We start from the raw sequence: 22,885 nt of genomic DNA on the forward strand, positions 1-22,885 counted from the left end.
TCTCGTGTCACGTCTTTGCTGTCTTTCATCTAGCTGTCTCGCGGGCCTGTCCATGAGGACATGGCGGCAGTTGCTCGTCTTCTTGGCGCTCGCCTTGTCGTTTGCGGGCGCGCATGCCGCCACGTATCTCACGAAGCATTGCGAAGACCTCGGTGGCAAGACGGTGCCCGCATCGATCATCGGTCTGCCGACGCGCGGCGCGCTGATCGAGAGCGCGTCGGTGACGAAGGCCGCCGCGCCGGGCAATCGCAACGGCGAGTATTGCCGCGTCACGGGCATCATCCGGGCAATCCAGGACAACACGCCCGACATCCGCTTCGAAGTGAATCTGCCAAGCCGATGGAACGGCCGCGCGTTGCAGATGGGCGGCGGCGGCTATAACGGCACGCTCGTCTCCGGCACCGAACCCATGCCTTTCGCGCCCGACTCGACGCCGCTCGCGCGCGGCTATGCGACCTTCGGTTCCGACTCGGGGCACTCGGGCAACGCGGGGCGCGCGGACTTCGCCGTGAACGACGAAGCCATCGTCAACTTCGGCTTCGCGCATCTCAAGAAGACCCGCGATGTCGCGCTCGCGCTCATCCAGATGGGCTACGGACGTTCGCCGGAGAAGACGTACTTCGCGGGCGGCTCGACCGGCGGACGCGAAGGCTTCACGGTCATCGAACGCTTTCCGAACGATTACGACGGCGTGATCGCCAATGCGCCGGCTATCAACTTCTCGGGCGTGCGGCTGATGGGCGTGAAAGTCGGGCAGGCGTCCTATGCCAAGCCGGGCGGATTCGTCGGCCTCGCGCAGCAGCGGCGGTTGTTCGAAACGGTCGTGCATGAGTGCGACAAGCTCGACGGCGCGGCCGATGGCATCGTCGGCAATGTGGAAGCTTGCCGGAAGCTCGAGCCGCAGATCATCGCGTCGTTGCGCTGCGCGAACGGGCAGCGGCCTTCACTGCGCGACAGTTGTCTTTCCGACGCGCAGATCGAGACGCTCGAACTCCTGCGCGATGGCCTGAAGCTGCCGTATCCGCTCGCGTATAACGTCGATACTTATCCGGGCTACAACGTGTTTCAGGGCGTCGATTTCTCCGGCACGCTCGGTCTCGGCGATTCACCCACGCTGCTTTCGCCGCCAACCTTCGGCGCCAATGGCTATCTCTTCGCGCAAGGCGACGCGTATATCCGCCACTTCGTCACGCGCGATCTCTCGTTCAACTCGCTCAATTTCGACCTGAACGATCCCGCGCGCTACAAGCAACGGCTCATCACGCTCGCCTACACGGTCGGCGCGATGAACCCGGACTTCGCGGCATTCATCGCGCACGGCGGCAAGCTGATTGCAATGCACGGACTCTCCGACGAAGTCATCAGCCCGAACCAGACCATCGCGTTCTTCAACGGGCTCATCGACAAGTACGGCCAAGACAGCGTCGATTCCTTCATGCGGCTTTACATGGTGCCGGGTTTTCAGCATGGCAACGGCGTATTCATTCCCGCATGGGACGAACTGGGCGCGCTCGACGAGTGGGTCACGAATGGCACGGCGCCCGAGACGCTCATCGGCAGCGACATTGCGCCGGCCACCAACGGACGCACGCGGCCGATCTGCCGTTACCCCGGCTATCCCCGTTACCTGGGTAAGGGCAGCATCAATGTCGCGGCGAACTTTCGCTGTGTCTTGCCTTGAATGCCTGCCTTGAGCGCCCGTCTTGAGCGCACGCTCAGAAGCTGGTCGCGTTCGCGGCGCGCGGCATGAAGCGCGCGAGAATCCGCGCCCACGTGCGCGCCTTATTCTTGCGATACGACGTCAGCGATACCTCGACCGCGTGCTCGCTCTCCGACGACAACCACACGCATTCGCCGCGCTTCAGGCGCACGATATCGCCGGGCTTCATCCAGTAATCGTAGGGATCCTGATGACGCGTGAGCCACACGGATGCATCGGTGATACGCAAGTCGGCATCGCGTGCAAGACGCCACGACACCGTCTGATGCGGCGCGACTTCGACGTACACCACCACGCGTGCGCCGCTCGCATCCAGCTTGCCCGCTGCCACGCCGTGCAACACGCCGCGTTGTAGCACTTTCGAACCTTCTTCCATCTCGCTCTCCATGTCGTGAGCCGAAGACGGAAGGCCAGCACGCATCAAACAAAAGGCCCCGTCTTTCGGCGGGGCCTTCGGAACCAACTTGTCTGCTTGAGCCTTGGCTGCTAGCGCACACGTTCTCCCGATGACCCGCCATGCTTAATGGCGTTCATTGGGTTTTTAATCGCGGCGATGGCGAGGACGAGGTCTGCGTGCATGGAATGGAGTATCAGTTGGAACCAGGCGCGCTGTCAATATCGAGACAGGATTTTCAAAGTCATAAAAAACCCGGACCGCGTTGCCACGGTCCGGGTTCTCTTCGTTCGAGTATCTCGATCGCGCTTAGTTGCCGCTATAACCCAGCGGCTTCGTCGTGTTGTTCTTCGCGATGTCCGCCAGCGTCGACACGATATAACGCGGCGACTCAGTCAGCGTGAGCGTGATGCCGCCGTTGTTGTACGGTGCGCTCGACACGTTGCCCATCGGATCGATCAACGCCACCGTGCCCGCCGTGCCAGGCACACCTACCTGCAGCTTGTACGAGGTGTTGTAGCTCGAACTAAAGGTGCCGTCGGCCGCGGGCCACACTGCATTGTTATGCGTCCACAACGCGGTGATGATCTTGCCGCTGCCAAGCTGCTGGAATTGATAGGCGTACACGCCGGCCGGCAGGTTCTTGACCGGACCGAGCGTCACCGTGCCGTCGAGCACGCGGGTCATCGTGGCGACTTGCATCGCGGCCGGCTTCGGGCTGATGTTCGTCGTGCCGAATGCCGCTTGCGGATTGTCGAGGTCGAAGAACGTGCCGTAGCCAGGTTCGCCCGGGAAGTCCGGGCCGAAGAAGACATAGGTTTGATCCGCGCCTTCGCCGAGCATGATGATATGCGTACGCGCCACCACCGCGCCCTGTGCGTACAGAATGTTCGGCGACGGATAGTTCGGGCCATAGCTCGAACCGATGTCATAGCTGATACCCGTTTCCGTCACGAACAGCTTCATGTTCGGCTTGTATTCCTTCGCCATCTCCGCGCGCAGGTTGCGCATCTCGTTGAGCAGCGAATTCGCGGCATCGGCGGGGTCCGGGTCCGTGTGATGACGCTCCGGCGGATGCGAGGGCGACGTGCCCGCATCGTAATAACCGTGCGTCGCGATGCCGTCGATATATTGCGCGTAACCCAAGGGCGCGAGGCGCTTGAGGCGATCCGTCGTCAGCGACGGGAACGGCTCGGCCGGGCCCATCACGACCGCGTGCGGATCTTTCGCATGCAGGCCCTGATACGCGGCCTTGTAGAGCGCGACGAAGTTGGCATCCGTGTCTTTCCACAGGATGTACGGCTCCCACGTCACCTGATAGTAGTTCGACGACATCGTCGGATAGTACTTCTGGCGAATCGCCTCCGTTTCCTGACCGACGCGCGACAGGTAGTTCGAGAAGTAGCCGAGATCGGCCGGCGCATAGCCGTAGTCCGGGCTCAGGCCGTGGCCGCTTGCCCAGCCGGGAATGCCGTCGAGCCGCACGAGACGCATGACCTTGCCCGACGTGTAGAACGGATCGAGGTTGTTCGCGCTCGGGTTGAAGGTGTTGCGGCCGTTCGGTTCCATCACCGACATCTGACGATCGTCGATAGTCGAGGAAATGCCGAGCGCCGACAGCATGACGCCGTTGTCGTTGAAGCCTTGCATGCCGAAGCGATGTTGTTCCTGCTTCGTGTAGGTCACGGCCGGAATCGTGCCGCTCAGATCCGGCGTCACGCCGAAGCTCGCGAAGCCATTCGGACGCGTGCCCGAGGTCTGCACCTGACCGCCGCCATTGGCGAGCGTCGCGGACACGGCAAAGTAGCCGGCGAGCGTGGACGAGCAGGTGAGGGTGGTGGTCGTTGCAACCGAAGGCACCGCGAAACTGCCGCTCGCGACCGTCTTGCCGAGCGCATCGGCGATAGTCCACTTGAGCGTATCGGCGCTGCCGGCGCGCGTGGTGACGGCGACCTTGAACTTGGCGTTGATCGCGAACATGCGCGAACCGTCGCCTCCGGGGGTATCGACGGTGATCTTGCCGTTGCCGGCCGATGCCGACGACACCGCCGGCGAAGCACACGTCAGACGCAGATTCGAGGCAGCCTTGGCAACCGCTTGTTCGGTGGCATCGGCTTCGGAGCCGGAGGCGGCGGAGGCGTTTGCCACGCCGGCGGGGCCGGCGCTAGCCGCGCTCGTGGAGGCGGGAGAACCGCCGTCGCTGCCGCCGCAACCGGCAAGAGCGAGAACGAGCGTCGAAAGCAGGAAAGGACTTTTGGTCATCGATTCAAAACGCATAAGCGCAGATAAAACCAGGCGTTCATTTCGATTACGCCCAGCGATGCAAAAAGCATCTGGTTTTCGACAGGCGGGCTGGGTTCTGATCCGCCATCCGACCGGCGTCGACATGCACGCATCCCGCTTTTGCTACACGAACGGTTGAACGCGCAAACGTTTGCTATATCGCTCGATATCGCGAGATAGAAGGGTGACGAAAAGCGGGTGGTCTGCTGGAACTAATGATGAGAAGAAATCGATGCAAGGTAACTATTGATCGTTTCTAAGACATTTCCGACTCGTCTGAAGCAAATACTACTCGATGGATTGAATGACGTTGAGTAATACTGAGTAACAAAATGTTACGTATGAGGATAGATTTTTGCTTGAATTCGCATGGCAAACCCACGCCAGCCTTGCCGATAGCGCCACGACGGTTTAACTTGAGCGACGCTAAAAAACTTTTCGTGGAGGTGGATGTGGCTTATCTGCTACTTGTGATCGAGCCGGTGGAGCAACGCGGCCAACGCACGCCGGAAGAAGGGCGCGAGGCGTATCGGCAGATGGGAGAGTTCGCCGACGGCCTGAAAGCGCGCGGCGTTTTGCGCGCATGCGAGTCGCTGACTTCGCTCAAGGATGCGTCGCGGGTTTCGCGGGCATCGGCGGATGACGCGAGAATCATCGACGGACCGTTCGCCGAGGCAAAAGAAATGATCGGCGGATTTTTCCTGCTCGATTGCGAAACGCACGCCGAAGCAGTTGAAATTGCCGCAACGTGCCCGGCGGCCGCGTGGTGCACGATCGAGGTCCGCAAAGTCGGGCCGTGCTATCTCTGAGGCGAGTTTCGCTGCTCCCGGGTGATTTCCTGTCGATCGGCGGGCGCGTCGAACGTCGTCCCAATGAAGCCGGCAATTTCGCTCGTCTTTCCATTCGCGTCGGAGCCTTACGCCATGCATCAACAGATTTTCGTCAACTTGCCCGTGCGCGATCTGAAGCGCTCGATGACCTTCTTCAAGGAACTCGGCCTCTCGTTCAACCCGGCTTTTACCAATGACGACGCCGCGTGCCTCGTTATCGGCGAAAACATCTTCGCGATGCTGCTCGTCGAGAAGTTCTTCCAGACCTTCACCGCAAAGGCGATCGTCGATGCGCACGAGGCCACCGAAACGCTCGTGTGTCTTTCGTGCGAGAGCAGGGCGGAAGTGGACGAGCTCGTCGCGAAGGCGTTGAAAGCGGGCGGGCGGGCGCCGCGCGAACCGCAGGATCACGGCTTCATGTATGGCCACGGCTTCGAGGATCTGGACGGTCACATCTGGGAACTCGTGCATATGAATCCGGAAGCGGCGTGAGCGAGCGTTCGGACGCCGGGCGGGCGGCGCAGTCGATCGCGACGCGCAAGACTATCGACGCGGTCTGGCGAATGGAATCGGCGAAAGTGATTGCGAGCGTGGCCCGCGTGGTGCGCGACGTCGCGCTTGCCGAGGAACTCGCGCAGGACGCGTTCGTCGCGGCGCTCGAGCATTGGACCGATGCGGGCGTGCCGGACAAGCCGGGAGCGTGGCTCATGACGACAGCGAAGAACAAGGCGCTCGACCGGCTGCGGCAGCACACGCTGCACGCGCGCAAGCACGAGGAACTGGGCCGCGATCTCGACGCCCAGGAGATGCACATCACGCCCGATTTCGTCGATGCCCTCGACGCGGCCCGCGAAGACGACATCGGCGACGACCTTCTTCGGCTGATCTTCACGGCGTGTCATCCCGTTCTTTCCGTCGATGCCCGCGCCGCGCTGACCTTGCGCCTGCTCGGCGGCTTGACGACGGATGAAATCGCGCGCGCGTTCCTGGTGCCGGAGCCGACCATCGCGCAGCGGATCGTGCGCGCGAAGCGCACGCTGACGGCGGCGCGCGTGCCGTTCGAGGTGCCGCAGGCGGACGCGCGGGCGGCGCGGCTTGCGTCGGTGCTCGAAGTCATCTATTTAATTTTCAATGAAGGTTATTCAGCGACCGCCGGCGACGACTGGATGCGCCCCGCGCTCTGTGAAGACGCACTGCGTCTCGGACGCATTCTCGCCGAGCTGATGCCCACGGAGAGCGAAGTTCACGGCCTCGTCGCGTTGATGGAGATTCAGGCGTCGCGCACGAAGGCGCGTGTCGATGCCCAAGGACGGCCGATTTTGCTGCCCGATCAGGACCGCAGCCGCTGGGACCCGCTTTTGATTCGTCGGGGGCTGACGGCCTTGCAGCGCTCGGAGACCTTGGGCGGCGCGCGCGGCGTGTATGCGCTACAGGCGGCGCTTGCCGCGTGTCACGCGCGCGCACCGAGCGCCGACGCGACTGACTGGCTGATGATCGTCGCGTTATACGACGCGCTCATGCAAACGGCGTCCACGCCGGTGGTCGAGCTGAATCGCGCGGTCGCGGTGAGCATGGCTTATGGGCCGCAGGCTGCGCTCGATATCGTTGATGATTTGCGTAACGAGCCAGCGCTCAGGACTTATCCCTGGTTGCCGAGTGTGCGTGCGGATTTGCTGGCAAAGTTGGGACGCAAAGACGAAGCGCGCGAGGAGTTCGCGCGTGCGGCTGCGTTGACCAGGAATGCTCGGGAGCAGGCGTTTCTTTTGGGGCGGGCGGAGGAAATGGGGTGATGTTGGGGTCGTGGTTGCTGTGTCTAATCTTTGAGTTTACATAAGATAAAGAGTTTTGCTAACTGAAGCTGGCGTTACACCTGTAGGGGCCAAGCCCGACAAGCGTTAGCGGGTACCGCCAGCCACCGAAAACCCCTGGAAAATTTTTCCAAGGCATCCATCCAGAAGTCGCGATGGCGATCATCACGCGCGCGCTCTACATGGGTTGACGCAACGACTTCAAATGCTCTTACGCCCAGGATCTCGGCGACCCGGAAGCAGGTATCTTCGTCAAAAGTCGATTTTCCGTTTCGATAAGCGCTGACAGTTGAACGAGTTACGCCGAGTGCTTTGGCTGCTGCGTAATCAGACGGTAGTTTTAACTCGCTTTTCACATCGTCGAGCCATTCAATCGTAGTTTTCATCAGTAGACCCCTAAGAAATTCAACCCAGCGTCAAGACTATCCGAACGCTCGACCGCCGGCAACGTTCGCAATGGTCGAACGTTCGATAGGGCTTGACATGTTCGACTGGGTCGAACTATTCTTCGCATGTCGCCCGGCACCGGACCTCAACCCCGCCGGTTCCTGGGATCATTACCCAGCGCGCCGGGCGACTTCGCGACGAAGGTACATAGGGGTTAGCAGGGGGATCAAATGACGTGCTCAGCAGTTCTACACGACCATGCATTAGAAGGGTCCGGCCTTGCCCATGAAATTTTTGTCGACATTCGCGCACCGCTTTCAGATTTCCGACGATCGAAATCCGAGCGCGCCACTTCACAAAAAATGTCGCGCTTAGCATCAGCGACAGCTGTGAGAGATCGCTCGTCGGCAAACCGTTTTGAAAACCGCATGGCTTGGTTCCATTTCTGTGGTGCGACACCACACTTGGAAGGTCATAAGCACGGACGCTCTGTGAGTTCAATATCCGCTCAGATGCTTGATGGCCTCCAGCCGAATTCGCAGAACGGCAAGGTACATTTCGTCGTGAGACTCATGACAGATCCTGACACGCCACGACCTGTTACGAATTTCGGAGGTGTGGGTCGAATAGTAAAAGCGCGCTTCCGCTAAAAGCATCGCAGCAGTGTCCCAGGCACAGCTCGGAATTTTCCGAAGCGGCTCGATCGCCGTCTCAAGTTCTTTCAATGCGGCGCAGTTTGGCCCCGGGTCTGGATATTTTTCAAGGACATGTTGGGCGTTCTTCGAAGCCTGTTTTATTAGTGTGTAGGTAGGCATCTTCGTCTCCGATAAACATTTTTTATCGATTCGCGGTAGCTTTGAGAAGCCGATACTACTCTGAGATTGAACAAGGAATATCGGTAATACAGCTAACTGTATGTGAGAGTCGAGTTTATGTCGCCAATCTGCGCGAGGTCGGGGCGGTCCACGTCCGAACATACGGGCGTCAACACTTCGATAGTATCGCTATCAACGCGGAGGTTTTGACGATGCACAGATCAAAGAATGCTCAAGTACTTGATGGCTTCAAGGCGCATCCGGATGACATCTCGATACATGTCGTCACGGGATCGTCTACTCGCCCAGCTACGGTAAGTCTGATGACGGACTTCGGCGCAGTAACCAGAGTAGAAATACTCCGCTTCGCAGAGTAGCGACTCGGCGGCATCCCATGCGCCGTTCGACATCTGTCGCAACGGTTCTACAGCGTTTATAAGTTCGTTCAATGCATCTGGGTTCGGCCCGCCATAAGGATATTTATCGAGAACATATTTAGCGTTCTTCGACGCTTGTTTGATTAGAGAATAGATTGGCATTTCAACGGAACCGGCTAGAGCCAGAGCGATGGCAGGCATTAGCCGCAAAGCAGCTTTGCCAACCCAATTCGGTTTTGGCGATGAAGGCCAAGCTCACATGGAGAGCGGTAGATGCGTAAAAGTCGAGATTGTGCAGTTGATTACCAAAATTCGTCAACCTGCTCGCATGCCTATGCGTGCGAAGAGGGGCAACTCGGAGAATTTATTGAGAAATCAACGTCTTCGAGTGAAGATAGCATCGTAATTGCCCCACCTCTCGCCATAGGGCCCGATCTCATCGACGAACCCCCTCTCGATGAACCAATCAAGCGCGTTCATCCACCTGACCATGCCGTCAACGCCGATTGTTCGATAGATGCTTCTCGACTCATTTCGAAGAGCAATCTGCATTTTTGGCTGGATGCTCCACTGATGGACTGTGTAAAGGTCGAGGCCAGCGACGACCGAGGGATCAAATGCTGCCACAAGCGAGTCGGCTATCAAGCGACTTTCCATGGTGCTTTTCCTCCTTTTGATCAACGTCAAAACATCGCCTGTCCTAAGTCACAGGCCATACGAAGCCAATTACTAAGCCATCAAAATACAAGGGCTCGGCTCGCTGCCGTTTGCCGCAGTCAACCGGTTCCGAAAGAAGTAAGCGCCTTTGGAATGAAGAGCTCTGTAAGCGGAATAAAAATCTTTTTGAGCGCTTTTGAGCTTCAGGCGTATGCGGTAGTCGGACGCTACCGAAACTTCTTTGACACCCATAGTCACACGATCCGCGCAATTAGGGAATCGGACGTGTACTAGCGGCTGTCGGCGCTTGGCTTTGCGTTCCCTCCAACCGCTTACCCTATGAAACGGAGCGACATTATGACGCAGGACGATAACCACTCAACCGATCGGCAGGTGAGAACTATATCCATTATCGAAACATCATTGCAAGATTCCGAGCCATTCAATCCTGCCTTCCAGACACATACTCCGGTACAGCGTCCCGGCGCGATTGTGGATTCCGATTTGCATGGGGTAGCCGCGGGTGAACTTGGTGACCGTTTTGAGGTTGAGGCCGTCGACAATCTTAGAATCGAACGAGGCCAGTTCAACGTTCGATATAAGACAGCTTTCTATGCGTCGCTCCTGTTGATTCGCGAGCGGAGAGTATGGAGCATCTTCCTGCGTCCTCCGCGAAGGGCGCGGATGTATGCGCGAAAGTATGCTCGGAAACGCCCGCCGGGGCGAAAGCTAGATGAGTCGAGAGGTGAGGCGTGAATCCGATCGTCAATGAACTGCGCGACGAGTTGCGCGCCGCGGACATCATCATCCGCAATGCGCTCGGTGTTGTGACTTTCGACCAGAAGCGTATGTGGGGAGCGGCGAACTATCACGCCGCTGTGATCGAGGAAGGAGGCGGGGTTGTGCGCGCCCAAGCGCGCGGGGCAGTGATTAAGGACGCTGACGCTTCAACGCTATGCCGGGAACTTCATCGGGCGCACGTCATGATCGCGAACGTTTCGCGATTGTTGTCATGGCATCAGACTTCGTTTTGGAACATCACAAATCATCAGGATGGCGTCGCCGAAACCTCGACTGAGGATCCGGTGCGCTTCCGTGCGCGCAGTGATGTGTTGCGTCGCGCGTTCGACATGGAAAGGCGTCCGCGAGTCGTGAACGATTACGCCGCAATGCCCTCTTTGCCGGATACGGTCGTGAACGGCGCTAACACGTCCCGCCTCGGTAGTCGTGCCGCTGGCATCTGCGATCACAGCCGCGCGGAATTGAGGGAGGTCGGACCGGCACCTGACGACGTGAGTGAATGGATCGACATGATTTCGCGCGGGTTCGACTGTGCGGAGCGCGCAGGCGCGACTCCCGAGCAGATCACGGCTGCTCTCGCGGCGAAGTGGGAAGCAAACGCCGCCCGTACACGGCTGGACTGGTGTTCGGCTTATTTGGATCGCGCGATCAAGCACATCCCGAAGCAAGGGCGCGACGCATAACCCCCAATCCTAGTTTTGACGCCATTCTGACATCGCTGGCGCCTTAAGGCGTTGGTATCTTTGGAAATTCAAGCAATGAACATCAATAGCAGTACTAACTGGCAGAACGAAGAGAGGATCGCAATTCAGCGCGTGATCCGCGCGAGCAATGCGCAAAGCATGGCCCGCCATCGCGCGCGCGATGAAGTGCAGCGGCTGGCAGCACTGGAGGGACCACGCGCGCAGCAGATACGCGCTGTCACGAGTTTCCGTGTGAGGGGATCCAGATGAATAGCGGATCAACGGGTATTGGTGCTACTGCGCCGCGCGTTACGGAACTGACGGTGCCGGAGGTGATGCCTCTCATTCACGTGCGCGCCATGGTTGGCGACGTTCGAGTCGGCGATGCGCCGCGCGTGGTGCACCTGTTTTTCTCGATGGCAGGGCGGCTGCTTGGCTATTTCGATCCGTATCTCGGGCCGGTAACAAACGTGCAACAGGCAGCGGTTTTGTATGCGCACCGCGACGAGGTGTGCGACGACATGAGGCCTTTCGACGTCATGTGCGATGTGTGAGGTCGGGTCAGTCGCCCCGCAGTTACAAGCGCGTCGAAAGCGTCGCGATGTGCGCAACGCCGGTACGAATTTTCTTGCGCAGGGTCGTGATTGTGTCGGGCGAAAGACGTTGAGCATAGGCACCGTAGAAGTCAGACAGCGCGGTTTCGAGGTTCTGTTTCACATCTTGGCCGACTGGATACGTGTAATCGATGTGCTCAACGATCGCGACAAACGATTCGATCACATCGGGAGCTGGCCGAGCGTCGAGGTTCTCGTCAAGCAACTGATGCGGTTTGACTGCATTGAGTTCGATGAATTCAGAGGTTTTCATGTCTATCTACACCACGTTGGTTGATGCGAAGGTCATCACGGTTACGTGTGTGCGCGCGCAACTGCAAGAAACCGAAACGGGGCCGGTCAGGGAGGTGGATTTATACCACGGTCAGGAGGGAGTACTTTTGGCGTGTGCTGACGTTGAACGCCCCAAAATCGAGACGGATATCGAATCGGGCGTGCTGCGGCTCTGTCGCGAGCATCCGTCGATCGACACCTACAAGCGCGCGAGCGATAGCCAGGGTACGTCTTCGGCGAAGCGTGCATCGTCCATCGCGGGGTCCGTATGACAGATGCTGACGTTCAAGCCGCTGCGCCTCGCCAGATCGAGCGCGACATTACCGAAACCGGCCCGTTCTACGAACGTCGCACGCGCGGCGGCTACTTCACGGTACGCCGGTCAGAATTCCACTGGTACGAGGAAAGTGGGGCCGCCCCTGCTTGCTGCATGTCGCGCGATGACGCGTTGCGCGCTGCGCGGGAGGCACTTCGAATGAACAACGCGGAGGCCGCGTGAGCGTTACAGCGCCACTGATCAGCTATTTCGGTAGCAAGTTTCGCGTCGCGCCATGGGTGCTCTCGCACTTGCCGCCGCATGAAACTTACGTCGAGCCGTTCGGTGGCTCGGCCGCCGTTCTTCTGCAGAAGCCGCGAAGCCGGGTCGAGATTTACAACGATCTCGACGGCGAGATTGTGAATCTGTTCCGCGTGGTTCGCGACGATGCCATGCGCGCACGTCTGATCGCGGCCTTGGAGGCGACTCCTTACGCGCGCGCCGAATTCGACGATGCATGGCTTGCGACGAATGAACCGGTTGAGCGTGCGCGGCGGTTGTGCGTGCGGGCGCAGATGGGTTTCGGTAGCAGTGGATCGACTCGACCGCTGCACGCTCCGACTGGCTTTGCTGGGGACGTCTGGTCGGATGGGGCAGGGCAATGGCTGCGGTACCCCGCGCGCCTCGCGGCCATTGGCACTCGTTTGCGCGGCACCCTGGTCGAGCATATGCCCGCTGTCGAACTGATCGCGAAATATGACGCACCGAGTGTTCTGTTTTACGTCGATCCGCCGTACCTACCCGAAGTGCGCGGCAGCGTATCACGCGGGCTTGGCCGCGACTATCGCTGCGAAATGTCGGCGCTCGAACATGCCGATCTGCTGGCGTTGCTCGCAAATCTGCGGGGTATGGCCGTCGTCAGCGGCTATGCGTCGGGAATGTACGACCGCGCCTTGGGTAGGTGGGCGCGCTTCACCCGTAGCGCACGTGCAAGCGGGCAGGTCGGCACCGTAGCGCGCGAAGAAGTGGTTTGGGTTTCACCTGCGGCTTGCGCGGCAACCGGCATCGAGCCGAGCACGTCAGTGTGTGTCGGTGACGATGCAGCCGACATGCCCCTGTTCGCGGTTGGCACGTCGCGGGGCTGACATGGATCAGCGCCGCGATGATGAGGTGTGTTCGACGCGCGAACTGCTGATCGAGGACCTAGCGGTTCTCGGCATTGGTGCAGGCGTGCTTGCTACGGTTCCGAAGCTATCGAGCCCGCCGCGTACGGTGGAATCCGATCAAGCCGAAGCCGCAGCAATGCGAGAACTGCGTCCATTGCTGCGCGACCTGTCAAAGCGCGGCCGTTATGTTGCAAATTAGAAACTCAAATCTATGAATCTAAAACCGGAAAAGAAGCCGATGCCACTGTGGGCGATCTGGCTGATCGTAATAGTCGGCGTGCTCGCATGGTGCGGCATGCATCCGGAAGATGAAGATGGCGTGCAGCCGTCATGGTCAGTTCAAGCGCCGCAGCGGACATAGCGGCGCTCAAGTCAAGGCAACGATGGCGAGGCGCATTTCATCGGCCGTGCCGCGCTATGTTAGAAGAAGTCGATTGTTGATTTGGGCGGTTTGTCGACATTCGCGACTAACCCATACGAGAAGCATTTCTTGGAGAAAGGCGATGACCCTGATATTCAAAACCCTGAAGTACCAATCGCTCGTTCTTGTCGAAGCAGCGGGGACAAAGATCGTCCGAGGGCTTGGGCCGCTGGGCCATCGTCTGATCCGCACCATCATCCGCGCGGTAGTGCCACACAGAGGAGCCGGGTATCGGCTCGTACATATCGTAATTCTTCTTCTCCTCTTCTTATTTTGCAAGGCGACCAATTTCTTCTACAACGTCGTCGGCTTTAGCGCGAAACATCGTTATCGTCTCCTGCTGAACGAACAGGTTCGATTGCGCGGAAAAGATTAGCTCATTGAGCGCAATCACTCGGTCGGATAAATCCTTTCGAAGCTTGAAATTCCATATTTCTTTAACCAGGCTATGAATGGATGAAAAGACAGGAGAGATCGATTTAATATTCATTAATTCTTCCGCAATCGCATGAGCTATAGACGTATACCGACGGATGAGCAATGGGCGTCGCAGCGACTTCAAGGCTTTCCGGCTCGCTGGCGCGACCAGATCGACCAACAATGGCGCGAGCGTCACGCCGCGCGCAATATCGACGCACGCCGCACCGCGAATCTGTTCCTGTTCGATATCACGTCCCGGCTGAACGCATTAAAGCTCCCGCTAAACGCTGACGACGCAACGATCCGCGAAGCGGCTGCGCGGAAGGCGGCGGAATGTCTTGGACTTGCCCCCGCTTACACCGGTAAGAAGGCACGGCGTGCGGCGCTCGAACGCGTCGTGCGGCAGTTCAATTGCGAACCGCCGATGCCGATGCGCATCACCCGCAATGGCGCCATCGCTGGCGTGATGGATCAGCCCGCCATTTTGCGTATGACTTGCGCAAAGTGGTGGCGAAAGGCGATTCGCGTCATGCATCGTAAATTCTTCGAAGCCGCGGCGATGCAACTTGGGTTTATCAACGCAAAGATGGGTTCGTACGTGAGCGATGAATCCCTCAAAAGGCGCGTGCAGCAGCGCAAGCGGACCCAAAGATTGCTTGAACGGACACTGGCAACGAATGAAGAAGGCGCGTGTTTTTCGTTGGCTGATTTAAAAGAACGCTCCGTCTCGAACCCTGCGATCAAGCGCGGCGAACTGATGACTCGCATCAACGGGTGCGAGGCAATCGCACGCGAGCTCGGGCACATCGGCTTGTTCCTTACGGTGACGTGTCCATCACGCATGCACAAGTTCACCAAGGGCAAACGATCCGTTCGATCGAACGGGCGGTGGTACGTGAGGAACGTTCGCGAGAACCCGCGCTATGACGGCACGCTACCGAACGAAGCGCAGTCCTATCTTTCAAGCATGTTCGCGCGTCTGCGCGCGTTCCTCGGCAATCACGGCGTGAAGTGGTACGGCTTTCGTATCGCCGAGCCTAATCATGACGGCACCCCGCATTGGCATTTTCTTGTCTTCTTCGATCCCGCCTTGTTCCGTCGCCGCAAAGGCGTGCGCGCACCCGGTCAGCGCGGGCGCGTAAAAGACGTGTTCGTACGAGACGAGCGTGCGGCGCTGTTGCCGCGCTTGTGCGCATGGATACGACGTTACGCGCTGGAGGATTCGCCTGATGAGCGAGGCGCGAAACATCACCGCGTCGATTTCAGGCCGATCGATTGGAAGCGAGGAACAGCGGCGGGCTACATCGCGAAATACGTCGCGAAGAATATCGACGGTTACGGCGTGCAAGACGACATGTTTGGCAACGCTGGTCTTGAGACGGCGATGCGGGTTGATGCGTGGGCATCGACGTGGGGCATCCGTCAGTTCCAGCCGATCGGTGGTCCGCCTGTAACCGTATGGCGCGAGGCGCGCCGACTCGACAAGGTGCCTGATGGCGCGCCTTGCGTGCTCGATGAAATGTACGCGGCCGTGAATAAATTCCAGTACAGCGATGGTGAGGTCGAGTCCGCATCCTGGGCGAAGTACGTGAAGTCCAACGGCGGCATGTTCTGTCCTCGCAACGATCGCCCGGTGCAGATCTATCGTGAATACGATGAGCGCCTCGGCCAATACGGGGAGCCAGTGGGCGATTGCGTTAAGGGCCTGGAGGCTCGCGGCATTCGGTATGAGCAAGACGGGATCGTTTTGCGTGAGAAGTTCGTGAGCATGGTGGTGCGCACAAACCGACATACATGGACGATCGTGCCGCGTGTGCCGAGCGATGCCGAGATCGACCTCACTCGTAATTCGAGCCGCATGAGTTGGGAGTTGGGATTGGGGTTGGCGCGCGAAGCGTGCCCTTGGACTCGTGTCAATAACTGTACGCAGAGCCAAACGTCTGATTCGAGCGACTTTGACGACTGGATCGCTGACTACGATCGCGCCGATAACGGCGAGCCTGCGGGAAGGGGTGCGGCGACGACGAATTCGTGGCGCACGGCCGATGTCCCGGATCGGCATGCGCGTTCTGATCTGCACGCACGGCCGGTTGCACGTGCGGTCGAGGAAATTCACGTGAGTTCCGATGACATAGGGGATTTGCTTGCGGACTACGCGCTTGCGGAAGCGAGAGGCCGTCCCTCGATTTGCACGCGCGAGAAGCGATGGGAGGCGTCATGAGCGAATGCGTCGATCAGCCGCGCACGATGGTCATGGAGTGCCCATCGTGTAGCGAAGAATTGGAAGTGCGGCACAGCGAGCAACTCGGTGTCCTATTGCGTCGCCTGTACTTCTGTTGTGAGGCGTGCGGATACCGTGCTCCGGCCAGTTTCGAAATCCTGTTCTCGCTGTCGCCCGCGCAGGCTCCGAATCCACATGTCGTGCTGGAGATTCACGCCGGGGTTGCTCCTGGGCTGCGTGGGCCAGTCAATTCGCGCACAACCAAACGCGTACGGGGGGTGCTGTGAGATTTTCGATTGCGTGCCCGCACTGTGGTTCGCGCTCGATTGCACGCGCTATGGAGAAGCTTTCTGACACAGCGTGGTTGATCGATTTTCAGTGCGACAACGTGCGGTGTGGTCACGCGTGCCGCACACGTATTGATTTGATTCCGCCCGTCGTCCCAATTCCCAAGCTCGGGCGACGGCAGTCGCTGCCCCTATTCGCCGATGTCGAGCTGGGCGAAGAGACGGTTTTGTCAGGAGGCGCGTAACGCGCCAACATGTAAAAGGAGAATAGCCGTGAGTATCCAGTCTACAGAGCAGGGCGTGCTTGAGCTCGTCGCTGGCAACGTCAAACAGGTAGTGGCACCGTATCGACAAGGCTCCGTTGACATCTACATGGTGTCGCTCGATGCGATCCGACTGCGGCCAGGCTTCAACGATGCCCGCTCGTCGGATCCAGAGTACGCGCAGCACGTCCGCGAACTGGCGGACTCAATCAAGGCGAACGGCTTCTATCGACACAAGCCGTTGACCGTCCTGGCCGCAGCGGATGGATTTCTGTATTTGTCGGACGGTCATTCTCGATTCGCGGCGTTGCAGTTGGCCAACGAAGAGGGCGCGAACATCGAGGCTGTGCCGGTTGTGAACGAAGCCAGGGGCACGACGGACGAAGATCGGATTGTCGGCCTGATCACGAATAACAGCGGCAAGCGATTGACGCCGTACGGGGAGGGATTGGTCTGCAAGACGCTGATCGGTCGCGGCCTTTCTGAGAAGGAAATCTCGCGCCGTACAGGTTTCCCTCTGGCGAAAGTATTGAACGTGCTATCGCTCGTTGGAGCGCCTAAACCGATACGCGACATGGTGACGAGCGGCAAGGTGTCGGCGACGACGGCCATCAAGACAATGCGCCAGCATGGCACTGGAGCTGTGGCCGCGCTTGAGAAGGGCGTGAAGAGGGCGAGCGAGGCTGGAAAGTCAAAGGTGATGCCTCGTATGGTCGAGCGGTCAAATCCCATCGAGTCGGCGGTGGAATCGATAGCCGATGCCGCCCGATTGGACTGGCTTGGCACGCAATGCGGGGATGTGAGTATCCGATTCGCCGGAAGAGGCACTCAACTCCCGAAACACATTGAGATTATCCGTGTGCACGATGATGTTTGTATCGGGAAGGGAGCGGACCTTCGCGCCGCGCTAGATGCCGCGCGTGACGCGTCGAGGGATGCATCGTAAGAGACTTCGCGCTCGTTCGACGCGATCGTGTAGAACGAGCGCGTAAAACGAGAAAACTTTCGAGTCGGTCAAGGCATATGCGAAGGCGCGGGCGTCTCTACGTGCTCGCCTCGTAATACGAGTCAGCGTGAGTCTATAGCGGGTGCGAAAGCGTTAAGGTGCGTGGGCCCGTGCTGCCCTATTCAATAAGCGGAATCAGCCGCGCGAATTGAAGTGTGCTGTGTCGTTTCTACGCTCGTTGTGTCGTGCCAGATAATCATCGATCTCCTTAACAAAGGCGGTAAGGAGCTCGGAAGCAGTCTTGCCATAAAAGCTAATCACGGTGTCGCCTTGAAGGTCGGCGCGACCGAAATAAATGTCGTCGCGCGGATCGTGCACCGACGACAGACCGAGCGTAGTTAAATGGCGACTCTTCCGGTCATCAGGCGTGCGCGGCATGGTCGAGTGCTTCGCGTGCTGCACGCCCCAAAACCTCTTCCGACCATTGGTTGATGCTCTCGCCAGCGGCCGACGCCGCAATGCTGACCGCCGCATGCACATTCGGATTGATGCGCAGCATTAACCGGCCCGATGCCGGTTTCTCCGGCGAGACATTGCGCTCTCTGCAATCCGCCAGATAATCATCAATCGCCTCAATAAAGGCCGTGCGCAATTCGATCACGGACTCGCCGTGAAAACTGATGATCGAATTCACGCCGAGCACGCGCCCGACAAAAATATTATCCCGCTCGTCAAACTCGACGCGAGCGATATATCCGCTGTAATGCATGGTGTTCATGGCTTGACTCCTGCTCGTTCAAAGAACTCCCGCGCTTCCTCAATCTGATACCGACGTGCTTCCTTGCCGGGGTGCGGTCGGTGGCATCGCCATTCCTGCCCGTTTAACAGAATCTTCACGCGCGAACCTTCGCGCTCGATCACGTCGCCGTCCAACGATTTTACAAGCGCCTCGATATCCGAAAACACGATCCCGCTGAGGGTTGGTTTGGTGAAGATCGCGGCGAGGGTACGGGCATGTTTGGCTTTCATGTGTTCATGATAGCAGGAAGTGAAAGCGCATGCAATCAAAAAGTGCTATCAAAAGCTGTGTGCATCGATCGTCGGCGTGGGTTGATTGCAGCCCTGTAGAGGGCTCGGCGTCACGATGCTCGCGAGGATGTCGCAGGCCGCGCGAAGCCCGTTGCAGGTCAGACGCGCGTCGTGAGGCACCTTTTTACGGTGCCGCCTTTAGGCGCGTCGTGCGCGCTGCGACCTCGAAAATCGCAGTCCCCTCCGCGCCTGCCCTCCAAAACAAAATGGCGTTTCCAGACGCAAAAGGTTGGACAGGCGCAAGCCGGCGCGACGCGGGTTTCGGCGACTATTGGAGGATATTTCCAGACGCACTTTGACGCGCGGTGTGCGGGTCCAGACGCAGGCTCGGAAAACCAAGCTCGACCGGTGTCAGTGCGACAAGTGGCGGGTGACTCGTCGCTCGTCATTTCGCTGAAATCGGCGGCGAGGCTATCGTCGCACGCAATTTTTGATGTCAAGAGTACCCAACCTTGCGCCGCCTTCTTGTGGCGCTTGCTCGGTGCCGCTAACACTTGTCCTTAGTAAGGCACGTTTCAACCTTAAGGACAAATTAAAGCGCCATGGAGAAAGAGTTCTTCCCTTGTCAAGAAAATTTCAGCGAGATGTCGCTAGACTCGGAATCGGATCGCATATGCAGGCGCGCACTCCTGAATCGTGCTTTTTGCCCCTTCGCGTCCGTCAGCATTCGCAAGGGCAAATACAGGGGGGGCGCCTGCACCATAAAGGTGTGTTTTGAATGCGCGCGGAACATCAGCGCACTTCAGTGCATCGGTCTGCGCTCGAAATCAACGAAGGGATTTCTATGAAACCAGGAACGTGGAAGTGCGTCAAAAAAGTAGCGAAGTTTCAAGTTCGAACGCCAGGCCGCGGGAGTCCGTTTGTTTTTGCAAATGGAAAACACCAGGCCGCCATTGATATTGTGTTCGAATCGTACGACGCTGAAGGTCGATATCTTGACATAAGTCCTGACGAGCTTTTTCGCTGGATAGAACTTATCGATGCTGAAACTGGGGAAAGATTGGGACAACATCGCAGCACTGGATGGGTTTGCTCCTGTTCCTGCTCTGAGTATCCTTTGCTTCAAAAAGTAGATAACGAAATTTCAGCTGTCGACGTTCATGATTTGAGTTCAAATGCGAACTTGAGATTATATTTGACAACGTTGATCGAGGGATGCGTCCAGGTTGCGGCGCAAGTTAGTCTTGCTGACGGAAGTCGTCTATCGACTCGTGATGAGTCACTCGCCGACGGTTTTAAATGCGCGTTGGTCACTGCAAAAATCATTGACTACTCTAATCCCTATATTTGGAAAATGTATTCCTTCAATGAATTTAGGCCCATGGCGGATGATGTACCGTGTTATGAAATGCAGACTGCACATAGCTGGACGAAAAAATTCCACTGTAAGACTGCGTTCAATCGAATACGCATTGAGCTATTGCTTTCGCCGAATATTGAGATTTTCGTTAACGAGGTCCCTGATTCAAAACAGCGAGTGGCAGCTACCGACGCATCTGCTGGTATGTCCACGGGCGCAGGAGTAAATGCGTACGCGGCGCATAATTGGGGAGACCGACTTGATGTCGTTAGTTGGTTCATCAGCCCCCGCCAATCCTGTGGTTTTCGGTCGGGCGAGATTCTATTGGCATCTACCATCTTTCTGATCGGGTCACTGTATAAAGTTGAAATTGATCAAAATGACCAACGAAGCGTTGTTGACCCCTACCCCCTCGAAAAGAATGGTTTCGACGTCTACGTGTGCAGATTAACAATTCCAATATCGCGTCTTACACAATTTGGATGGGAAAACTACTTAGGTATTCGGAAGGTATATTTATATGACAAGTACGGTAACGACGGTACGTTGAAACTTGATTTTTCGTATGATCAAATTGTGCCATTCCCGCGTGAGTAGGCGCGAGCAGGTCAAACGCATCCGGCAGCGCAAGCCGTCTTGGGGCCCGCAAGCTCGCACGAAAGACGAATCGATAATTGCGTGACAAGTCGATTTGGCCTGCTGCGCGTAACGTGGCGAGCAGCACTTCGCGCAGTCGATCCTAAACACCGCTTCCTGCCAGTCGCGTCGGCGGCGCCAACAAGTCACGGCAGAGCCGCGGCTCATTCCGGGGGATCGCGCCAACTCAGCCCTGTGCGCAACACAAACACAATGTCGTTCACGTTGCATGACCGGGTACCGGCTTGCGACCAGAGTACTTCTCGCGATGAGCTTTCGGCTGGAGCAGTAACGGTTCGAGTTGGCGCATAATCTGTCGTCAATGATTGGCTTGTCTATCCCTTGGTCTCGTCGTCATGGAGGCAGGATGTCTGTAAAGTTAGCAGAGTCCTTCACTTCTTTTTTAAACCGCCTCTGAAAGTCATCCGCGGAGCCACTTCCGATATCGGAATCAGCTCCAACGAGCCCTTGTTCCCGTTGCTGTCGCGACTGGCCGAATGCACGGACAAATGACGGAAGTTGCCAAGCTTCTTGCTCTCGCGCAACGGCTGACAGATTGCGTCCACATCCTCTGGATCGACCGATGGATCATCCAGGTACAGGATGAAACCGGCATGTGAACCATTGGCGTGGTAGCGACGGCGGAACAGCGTCGCGGACTCGTTCAGTCCCGCCGTGTTCATGCCGATGGCGACCGGTTCGGCGTATTCGAATTGCGTTTTCAAACTGCTCATGTCTTTGCTCCTAGACGTGATTAGGTGATGCAGCGGGTGGCACAGCGTAGTCCTCGAACCGCACAATCTCCTCGTCGGCCCATTCGTTGATCGCCAAGAATTTTTGCTGTAACGGTCGGATTTCGTTGTAGCCAAACACGCGTGCAGCAGTGTCGGCCGCACCGAATCCGCCGGTGTTGCTCGGCACGATACCGATCAGTTGCGGTGGTACGCGGTGGGCGGCGAGACTGTCGTCGCGCGTGATATTTTTGATGTTAAAGAATTCATCCTTGGCGGCCACTTCCGATATCGGAATTAACTCGAGTGAGCCCTTGTTCCCGTTGCCGTCGCGACTGGCCGAATGCACGAACAAATTTCGGAAGTTGCCAAGGTTCTTCGTCTCGCGCAACTGCTGACGAATTGCGTCCACATCCTCTGGATCGACCGATGGATCATTCAGGTACAGGATGAAACCGGCATGTGAACCATTGGCGTAGTAGCGACGGCGGAACAGCGTCGCGGACTCGTTGAGCCACGCCGCTTGAAGTGACGCGATGTACTCAGGCAGCCCGTACACCTCCTGGTTCACATCGGGCTCGGCGAGCTGAAACACTGAACCACGCTCGAAGGTATGGGCGACCTGGTATCCGTCGATCAGCGCAACGTGCTCCAGATCCGTCATCCGGCGCGTGTATTTCGCGACGGTCGGCCGGTAGTTGAGTGCCTTGCCTAACAAATTGGTTTCGCGTTCGAGGTAGGCATCGCCAAAGGTCAGATAATCCAGCGCCAAGCGGCTGAACGATTCGCGCGAAAACCTCTTATGCGGGATGAACGTCGAGGCGAGTACGTTGCGCTTGAAGTACAGGGCGGAGGCGTGATGGGTGCCCGCGCGAAGCGATTTCGCCAGTCCAGTTCGACAAATGGGCGGCTCGAAAAAGCCGTTGATCGTCCACAGTTCGCGATAGTCGAAGATGTCGGGCGCTTCAAGCGCGGTGGCGGCGTCGCCAAACTCGAATGTGGTAATTGAGCTGAGTGTGTCGCGCGCTGCAATTTCGCTGGCGCTGCTGATCGAGGTGACGAGCATTAATAGAACTCCACAGTGCTGCGAGCGCGGGTCGCGCCTTCAAGCGGTTCGTTGTCGAGCGCATGCATGCAGGCCCAGGCCAAATCTGCATGGCCGATCTCCTGGCTGCGTGCGGCGGTGTAGGTGAGTTTGCTGCCGCTTGGGGTCATCGATCGGCGAATCGACATGAATGACTGCACCAGGTCCGTGTAGCTGGCGTCGAATTCGAGTCGTGCGTTTGTGATGACCGACTGCGCCTTCAAAATCAGTCGCGTCTTGAGTTCGGGCGAATATTGCAATGCGTAGGTGCGCGGGAAGAACTGCTGAACCAGACGATATAGCCCGTAACCGACGCCGGTTGCGTCGACCGTGATCTTGGTGACGTTATAGCGCCGGGTGATCTCGCGCACGTATTGCGCCTGTGTCTCGAAGTCCTCGCCGCGCCAGCGGTGACGTTCGAGC

At 58.1% G+C, this 22,885-nt stretch carries 29 protein-coding genes and 1 pseudogene; 18 read left to right on the forward strand and 12 right to left on the reverse strand.

The annotated features are described in order from the left end of the window. The first annotated feature begins 52 nt into the window (after positions 1-52). On the forward strand, positions 53-1,681 hold the full coding sequence (locus QCE79_RS06685; protein ID WP_244827872.1) for a tannase/feruloyl esterase family alpha/beta hydrolase: 1,629 nt from the start codon (positions 53-55) through the stop codon (positions 1,679-1,681). Positions 1,682-1,715: 34 nt separating this feature from the next. On the opposite strand, the gene QCE79_RS06690 is transcribed toward QCE79_RS06685, so the two are convergent. Together QCE79_RS06690 and QCE79_RS06695 are read right to left on the reverse strand one after the other, a co-directional pair. After that, positions 1,716-2,096: a DUF2917 domain-containing protein gene (locus QCE79_RS06690; RefSeq protein ID WP_309842855.1), complete on the reverse strand. Its 381-nt coding sequence runs from the start codon at positions 2,094-2,096 to the stop codon at positions 1,716-1,718. 327 nt (positions 2,097-2,423) lie between these two features. After that, positions 2,424-4,376 (reverse strand): hypothetical protein, encoded by a 1,953-nt coding sequence (locus QCE79_RS06695; protein ID WP_250492394.1) that lies wholly within the window; start codon positions 4,374-4,376, stop codon positions 2,424-2,426. 473 nt (positions 4,377-4,849) lie between these two features. Between QCE79_RS06695 and QCE79_RS06700 the strand changes: the two genes are divergently transcribed. The 3 genes from QCE79_RS06700 (at position 4,850) to QCE79_RS06710 (ending at position 7,017) form a co-directional block, all read left to right on the forward strand. Beyond that, a complete protein-coding gene (locus QCE79_RS06700; RefSeq protein ID WP_309845223.1) occupies positions 4,850-5,206 on the forward strand; it encodes a YciI family protein in 357 nt (118 codons plus the stop codon). 114 nt (positions 5,207-5,320) lie between these two features. Continuing rightward, a complete protein-coding gene (locus QCE79_RS06705; RefSeq protein ID WP_250464886.1) occupies positions 5,321-5,719 on the forward strand; it encodes a VOC family protein in 399 nt (132 codons plus the stop codon). A gap of 71 nt (positions 5,720-5,790) precedes the next feature. Then, complete coding sequence (locus QCE79_RS06710; protein ID WP_250464903.1) at positions 5,791-7,017, forward strand: RNA polymerase sigma factor; 1,227 nt, start codon at positions 5,791-5,793, stop codon at positions 7,015-7,017. Between the two features lie 74 nt (positions 7,018-7,091). On the opposite strand, the gene QCE79_RS06715 is transcribed toward QCE79_RS06710, so the two are convergent. The 3 genes from QCE79_RS06715 to QCE79_RS06725 form a co-directional block, all read right to left on the reverse strand. Next, the gene (locus QCE79_RS06715; protein WP_309842859.1) at positions 7,092-7,421 is read right to left on the reverse strand and encodes a helix-turn-helix transcriptional regulator; all 330 of its coding nucleotides are present in this window, start codon (positions 7,419-7,421) and stop codon (positions 7,092-7,094) included. 498 nt (positions 7,422-7,919) lie between these two features. After that, positions 7,920-8,237: a hypothetical protein gene (locus QCE79_RS06720; protein WP_309842861.1), complete on the reverse strand. Its 318-nt coding sequence runs from the start codon at positions 8,235-8,237 to the stop codon at positions 7,920-7,922. A gap of 221 nt (positions 8,238-8,458) precedes the next feature. Further along, positions 8,459-8,815 (reverse strand): hypothetical protein, encoded by a 357-nt coding sequence (locus tag QCE79_RS06725; protein WP_309842865.1) that lies wholly within the window; start codon positions 8,813-8,815, stop codon positions 8,459-8,461. Positions 8,816-8,887: 72 nt separating this feature from the next. On the opposite strand from QCE79_RS06725, the gene QCE79_RS06730 reads away from it, so the two are divergent. From QCE79_RS06730 to QCE79_RS06745, 4 genes are all read left to right on the forward strand, one after another. Then, positions 8,888-9,565 carry a hypothetical protein gene (locus QCE79_RS06730; RefSeq protein ID WP_309842868.1) on the forward strand — a complete coding sequence of 226 codons (678 nt, stop codon included), beginning with the start codon at positions 8,888-8,890 and terminating at the stop codon, positions 9,563-9,565. A gap of 458 nt (positions 9,566-10,023) precedes the next feature. Continuing rightward, positions 10,024-10,755 carry a dATP/dGTP pyrophosphohydrolase domain-containing protein gene (locus QCE79_RS06735; protein WP_309842872.1) on the forward strand — a complete coding sequence of 244 codons (732 nt, stop codon included), beginning with the start codon at positions 10,024-10,026 and terminating at the stop codon, positions 10,753-10,755. 75 nt (positions 10,756-10,830) lie between these two features. After that, positions 10,831-11,025 (forward strand): hypothetical protein, encoded by a 195-nt coding sequence (locus QCE79_RS06740; protein ID WP_309842875.1) that lies wholly within the window; start codon positions 10,831-10,833, stop codon positions 11,023-11,025. Next, positions 11,022-11,309, forward strand: a complete 288-nt coding sequence (locus QCE79_RS06745) for a hypothetical protein (protein WP_309842877.1) — start codon at positions 11,022-11,024, stop codon at positions 11,307-11,309. The genes QCE79_RS06740 and QCE79_RS06745 overlap by 4 nt, the downstream gene beginning before the upstream one ends. Before the next feature lie 22 nt (positions 11,310-11,331). On the opposite strand, the gene QCE79_RS06750 is transcribed toward QCE79_RS06745, so the two are convergent. After that, positions 11,332-11,622 carry a hypothetical protein gene (locus tag QCE79_RS06750; RefSeq protein ID WP_309842879.1) on the reverse strand — a complete coding sequence of 97 codons (291 nt, stop codon included), beginning with the start codon at positions 11,620-11,622 and terminating at the stop codon, positions 11,332-11,334. On the opposite strand from QCE79_RS06750, the gene QCE79_RS06755 reads away from it, so the two are divergent. The 9 genes from QCE79_RS06755 to QCE79_RS06790 all read left to right on the forward strand — a co-directional run bounded on the left by QCE79_RS06755 (position 11,621) and on the right by QCE79_RS06790 (position 17,622). Further along, on the forward strand, positions 11,621-11,914 hold the full coding sequence (locus QCE79_RS06755) for a hypothetical protein (RefSeq protein WP_309842881.1): 294 nt from the start codon (positions 11,621-11,623) through the stop codon (positions 11,912-11,914). The two genes, QCE79_RS06750 and QCE79_RS06755, sit on opposite strands and share 2 nt — an antisense overlap. After that, positions 11,911-12,141: a hypothetical protein gene (locus QCE79_RS06760; RefSeq protein ID WP_309842883.1), complete on the forward strand. Its 231-nt coding sequence runs from the start codon at positions 11,911-11,913 to the stop codon at positions 12,139-12,141. Before QCE79_RS06755 ends, QCE79_RS06760 begins: the two co-directional genes overlap by 4 nt. Beyond that, positions 12,138-13,043 (forward strand): DNA adenine methylase, encoded by a 906-nt coding sequence (locus QCE79_RS06765; RefSeq protein ID WP_309842886.1) that lies wholly within the window; start codon positions 12,138-12,140, stop codon positions 13,041-13,043. Before QCE79_RS06760 ends, QCE79_RS06765 begins: the two co-directional genes overlap by 4 nt. A gap of 1 nt (position 13,044) precedes the next feature. Next, on the forward strand, positions 13,045-13,263 hold the full coding sequence (locus QCE79_RS06770; RefSeq protein WP_309842889.1) for a hypothetical protein: 219 nt from the start codon (positions 13,045-13,047) through the stop codon (positions 13,261-13,263). A gap of 304 nt (positions 13,264-13,567) precedes the next feature. Further along, positions 13,568-13,861, forward strand: coding sequence for a hypothetical protein (locus QCE79_RS06775; protein WP_309842892.1), 294 nt, complete (start codon positions 13,568-13,570; stop codon positions 13,859-13,861). Between the two features lie 132 nt (positions 13,862-13,993). Continuing rightward, the gene (locus QCE79_RS06780) at positions 13,994-16,126 is read left to right on the forward strand and encodes a replication endonuclease (RefSeq protein ID WP_309842895.1); all 2,133 of its coding nucleotides are present in this window, start codon (positions 13,994-13,996) and stop codon (positions 16,124-16,126) included. 32 nt (positions 16,127-16,158) lie between these two features. After that, complete coding sequence (locus QCE79_RS39315) at positions 16,159-16,413, forward strand: ogr/Delta-like zinc finger family protein (RefSeq protein ID WP_404989360.1); 255 nt, start codon at positions 16,159-16,161, stop codon at positions 16,411-16,413. A gap of 50 nt (positions 16,414-16,463) precedes the next feature. Next, a complete protein-coding gene (locus QCE79_RS06785) occupies positions 16,464-16,658 on the forward strand; it encodes a hypothetical protein (protein ID WP_404989142.1) in 195 nt (64 codons plus the stop codon). Between the two features lie 28 nt (positions 16,659-16,686). Beyond that, positions 16,687-17,622, forward strand: coding sequence for a ParB/RepB/Spo0J family partition protein (locus QCE79_RS06790; RefSeq protein ID WP_309842899.1), 936 nt, complete (start codon positions 16,687-16,689; stop codon positions 17,620-17,622). 195 nt (positions 17,623-17,817) lie between these two features. Here QCE79_RS06790 and QCE79_RS06795 read toward each other — a convergent pair whose 3' ends face one another. From QCE79_RS06795 to QCE79_RS06805, 3 genes are read right to left on the reverse strand one after another with little or no spacing between them, the layout of a single operon-like run. Then, positions 17,818-18,060 (reverse strand): hypothetical protein, encoded by a 243-nt coding sequence (locus tag QCE79_RS06795; RefSeq protein ID WP_309842901.1) that lies wholly within the window; start codon positions 18,058-18,060, stop codon positions 17,818-17,820. Next, positions 18,044-18,400 (reverse strand): type II toxin-antitoxin system HicB family antitoxin, encoded by a 357-nt coding sequence (locus tag QCE79_RS06800; protein WP_309842904.1) that lies wholly within the window; start codon positions 18,398-18,400, stop codon positions 18,044-18,046. The genes QCE79_RS06795 and QCE79_RS06800 overlap by 17 nt, the downstream gene beginning before the upstream one ends. After that, positions 18,397-18,651, reverse strand: coding sequence for a type II toxin-antitoxin system HicA family toxin (locus QCE79_RS06805; RefSeq protein ID WP_309842907.1), 255 nt, complete (start codon positions 18,649-18,651; stop codon positions 18,397-18,399). The genes QCE79_RS06800 and QCE79_RS06805 overlap by 4 nt, the downstream gene beginning before the upstream one ends. A 778-nt stretch (positions 18,652-19,429) precedes the next feature. Between QCE79_RS06805 and QCE79_RS06810 the strand changes: the two genes are divergently transcribed. Beyond that, entirely contained in the window at positions 19,430-20,608 is a 1,179-nt protein-coding gene (locus QCE79_RS06810) for a hypothetical protein (RefSeq protein ID WP_309842910.1), read from the forward strand. Between the two features lie 431 nt (positions 20,609-21,039). Here the strand turns inward: QCE79_RS06810 and QCE79_RS06815 are convergent, their stop codons facing one another. From QCE79_RS06815 to QCE79_RS06825, 3 genes and pseudogenes are all read right to left on the reverse strand, one after another. After that, positions 21,040-21,381: a hypothetical protein gene (locus QCE79_RS06815; protein WP_309842913.1), complete on the reverse strand. Its 342-nt coding sequence runs from the start codon at positions 21,379-21,381 to the stop codon at positions 21,040-21,042. 10 nt (positions 21,382-21,391) lie between these two features. Further along, positions 21,392-22,444 (reverse strand): phage portal protein, encoded by a 1,053-nt coding sequence (locus tag QCE79_RS06820; protein WP_309842916.1) that lies wholly within the window; start codon positions 22,442-22,444, stop codon positions 21,392-21,394. Beyond that, a pseudogene (locus QCE79_RS06825) lies at positions 22,444-22,885 on the reverse strand (terminase); the annotation flags it as partial. The pseudogene QCE79_RS06825 and the gene QCE79_RS06820, both read right to left, overlap by 1 nt.

The sequence above is a fragment of the Caballeronia sp. LZ003 genome (assembly GCF_031451465.1).
In the GTDB taxonomy this organism is placed as follows: Bacteria; Pseudomonadota; Gammaproteobacteria; order Burkholderiales; family Burkholderiaceae; genus Caballeronia.

What these genes read in the sequence shown, in the direction of transcription:
- QCE79_RS06685 (WP_244827872.1), top strand. Translation starts at nt 53, where the DNA reads ATGAGGACATGGCGGCAGTTGCTCGTCTTCTTGGCGCTCGCCTTGTCG.
- QCE79_RS06690 (WP_309842855.1), bottom strand. Translation starts at nt 2,096, where the DNA reads ATGGAAGAAGGTTCGAAAGTGCTACAACGCGGCGTGTTGCACGGCGTG.
- QCE79_RS06695 (WP_250492394.1), bottom strand. Translation starts at nt 4,376, where the DNA reads ATGACCAAAAGTCCTTTCCTGCTTTCGACGCTCGTTCTCGCTCTTGCC.
- QCE79_RS06705 (WP_250464886.1), top strand. Translation starts at nt 5,321, where the DNA reads ATGCATCAACAGATTTTCGTCAACTTGCCCGTGCGCGATCTGAAGCGC.
- QCE79_RS06710 (WP_250464903.1), top strand. Translation starts at nt 5,791, where the DNA reads ATGGAATCGGCGAAAGTGATTGCGAGCGTGGCCCGCGTGGTGCGCGAC.
- QCE79_RS06715 (WP_309842859.1), bottom strand. Translation starts at nt 7,421, where the DNA reads ATGAAAACTACGATTGAATGGCTCGACGATGTGAAAAGCGAGTTAAAA.
- QCE79_RS06720 (WP_309842861.1), bottom strand. Translation starts at nt 8,237, where the DNA reads ATGCCTACCTACACACTAATAAAACAGGCTTCGAAGAACGCCCAACAT.
- QCE79_RS06725 (WP_309842865.1), bottom strand. Translation starts at nt 8,815, where the DNA reads ATGCCTGCCATCGCTCTGGCTCTAGCCGGTTCCGTTGAAATGCCAATC.
- QCE79_RS06730 (WP_309842868.1), top strand. Translation starts at nt 8,888, where the DNA reads ATGCGTAAAAGTCGAGATTGTGCAGTTGATTACCAAAATTCGTCAACC.
- QCE79_RS06740 (WP_309842875.1), top strand. Translation starts at nt 10,831, where the DNA reads ATGAACATCAATAGCAGTACTAACTGGCAGAACGAAGAGAGGATCGCA.
- QCE79_RS06745 (WP_309842877.1), top strand. Translation starts at nt 11,022, where the DNA reads ATGAATAGCGGATCAACGGGTATTGGTGCTACTGCGCCGCGCGTTACG.
- QCE79_RS06755 (WP_309842881.1), top strand. Translation starts at nt 11,621, where the DNA reads ATGTCTATCTACACCACGTTGGTTGATGCGAAGGTCATCACGGTTACG.
- QCE79_RS06750 (WP_309842879.1), bottom strand. Translation starts at nt 11,622, where the DNA reads ATGAAAACCTCTGAATTCATCGAACTCAATGCAGTCAAACCGCATCAG.
- QCE79_RS06760 (WP_309842883.1), top strand. Translation starts at nt 11,911, where the DNA reads ATGACAGATGCTGACGTTCAAGCCGCTGCGCCTCGCCAGATCGAGCGC.
- QCE79_RS06770 (WP_309842889.1), top strand. Translation starts at nt 13,045, where the DNA reads ATGGATCAGCGCCGCGATGATGAGGTGTGTTCGACGCGCGAACTGCTG.
- QCE79_RS06775 (WP_309842892.1), top strand. Translation starts at nt 13,568, where the DNA reads ATGACCCTGATATTCAAAACCCTGAAGTACCAATCGCTCGTTCTTGTC.
- QCE79_RS06780 (WP_309842895.1), top strand. Translation starts at nt 13,994, where the DNA reads ATGAGCTATAGACGTATACCGACGGATGAGCAATGGGCGTCGCAGCGA.
- QCE79_RS39315 (WP_404989360.1), top strand. Translation starts at nt 16,159, where the DNA reads ATGGAGTGCCCATCGTGTAGCGAAGAATTGGAAGTGCGGCACAGCGAG.
- QCE79_RS06785 (WP_404989142.1), top strand. Translation starts at nt 16,464, where the DNA reads ATGGAGAAGCTTTCTGACACAGCGTGGTTGATCGATTTTCAGTGCGAC.
- QCE79_RS06795 (WP_309842901.1), bottom strand. Translation starts at nt 18,060, where the DNA reads ATGCCGCGCACGCCTGATGACCGGAAGAGTCGCCATTTAACTACGCTC.
- QCE79_RS06800 (WP_309842904.1), bottom strand. Translation starts at nt 18,400, where the DNA reads ATGAACACCATGCATTACAGCGGATATATCGCTCGCGTCGAGTTTGAC.
- QCE79_RS06805 (WP_309842907.1), bottom strand. Translation starts at nt 18,651, where the DNA reads ATGAAAGCCAAACATGCCCGTACCCTCGCCGCGATCTTCACCAAACCA.
- QCE79_RS06810 (WP_309842910.1), top strand. Translation starts at nt 19,430, where the DNA reads ATGCGCGCGGAACATCAGCGCACTTCAGTGCATCGGTCTGCGCTCGAA.
- QCE79_RS06815 (WP_309842913.1), bottom strand. Translation starts at nt 21,381, where the DNA reads ATGAGCAGTTTGAAAACGCAATTCGAATACGCCGAACCGGTCGCCATC.
- QCE79_RS06820 (WP_309842916.1), bottom strand. Translation starts at nt 22,444, where the DNA reads ATGCTCGTCACCTCGATCAGCAGCGCCAGCGAAATTGCAGCGCGCGAC.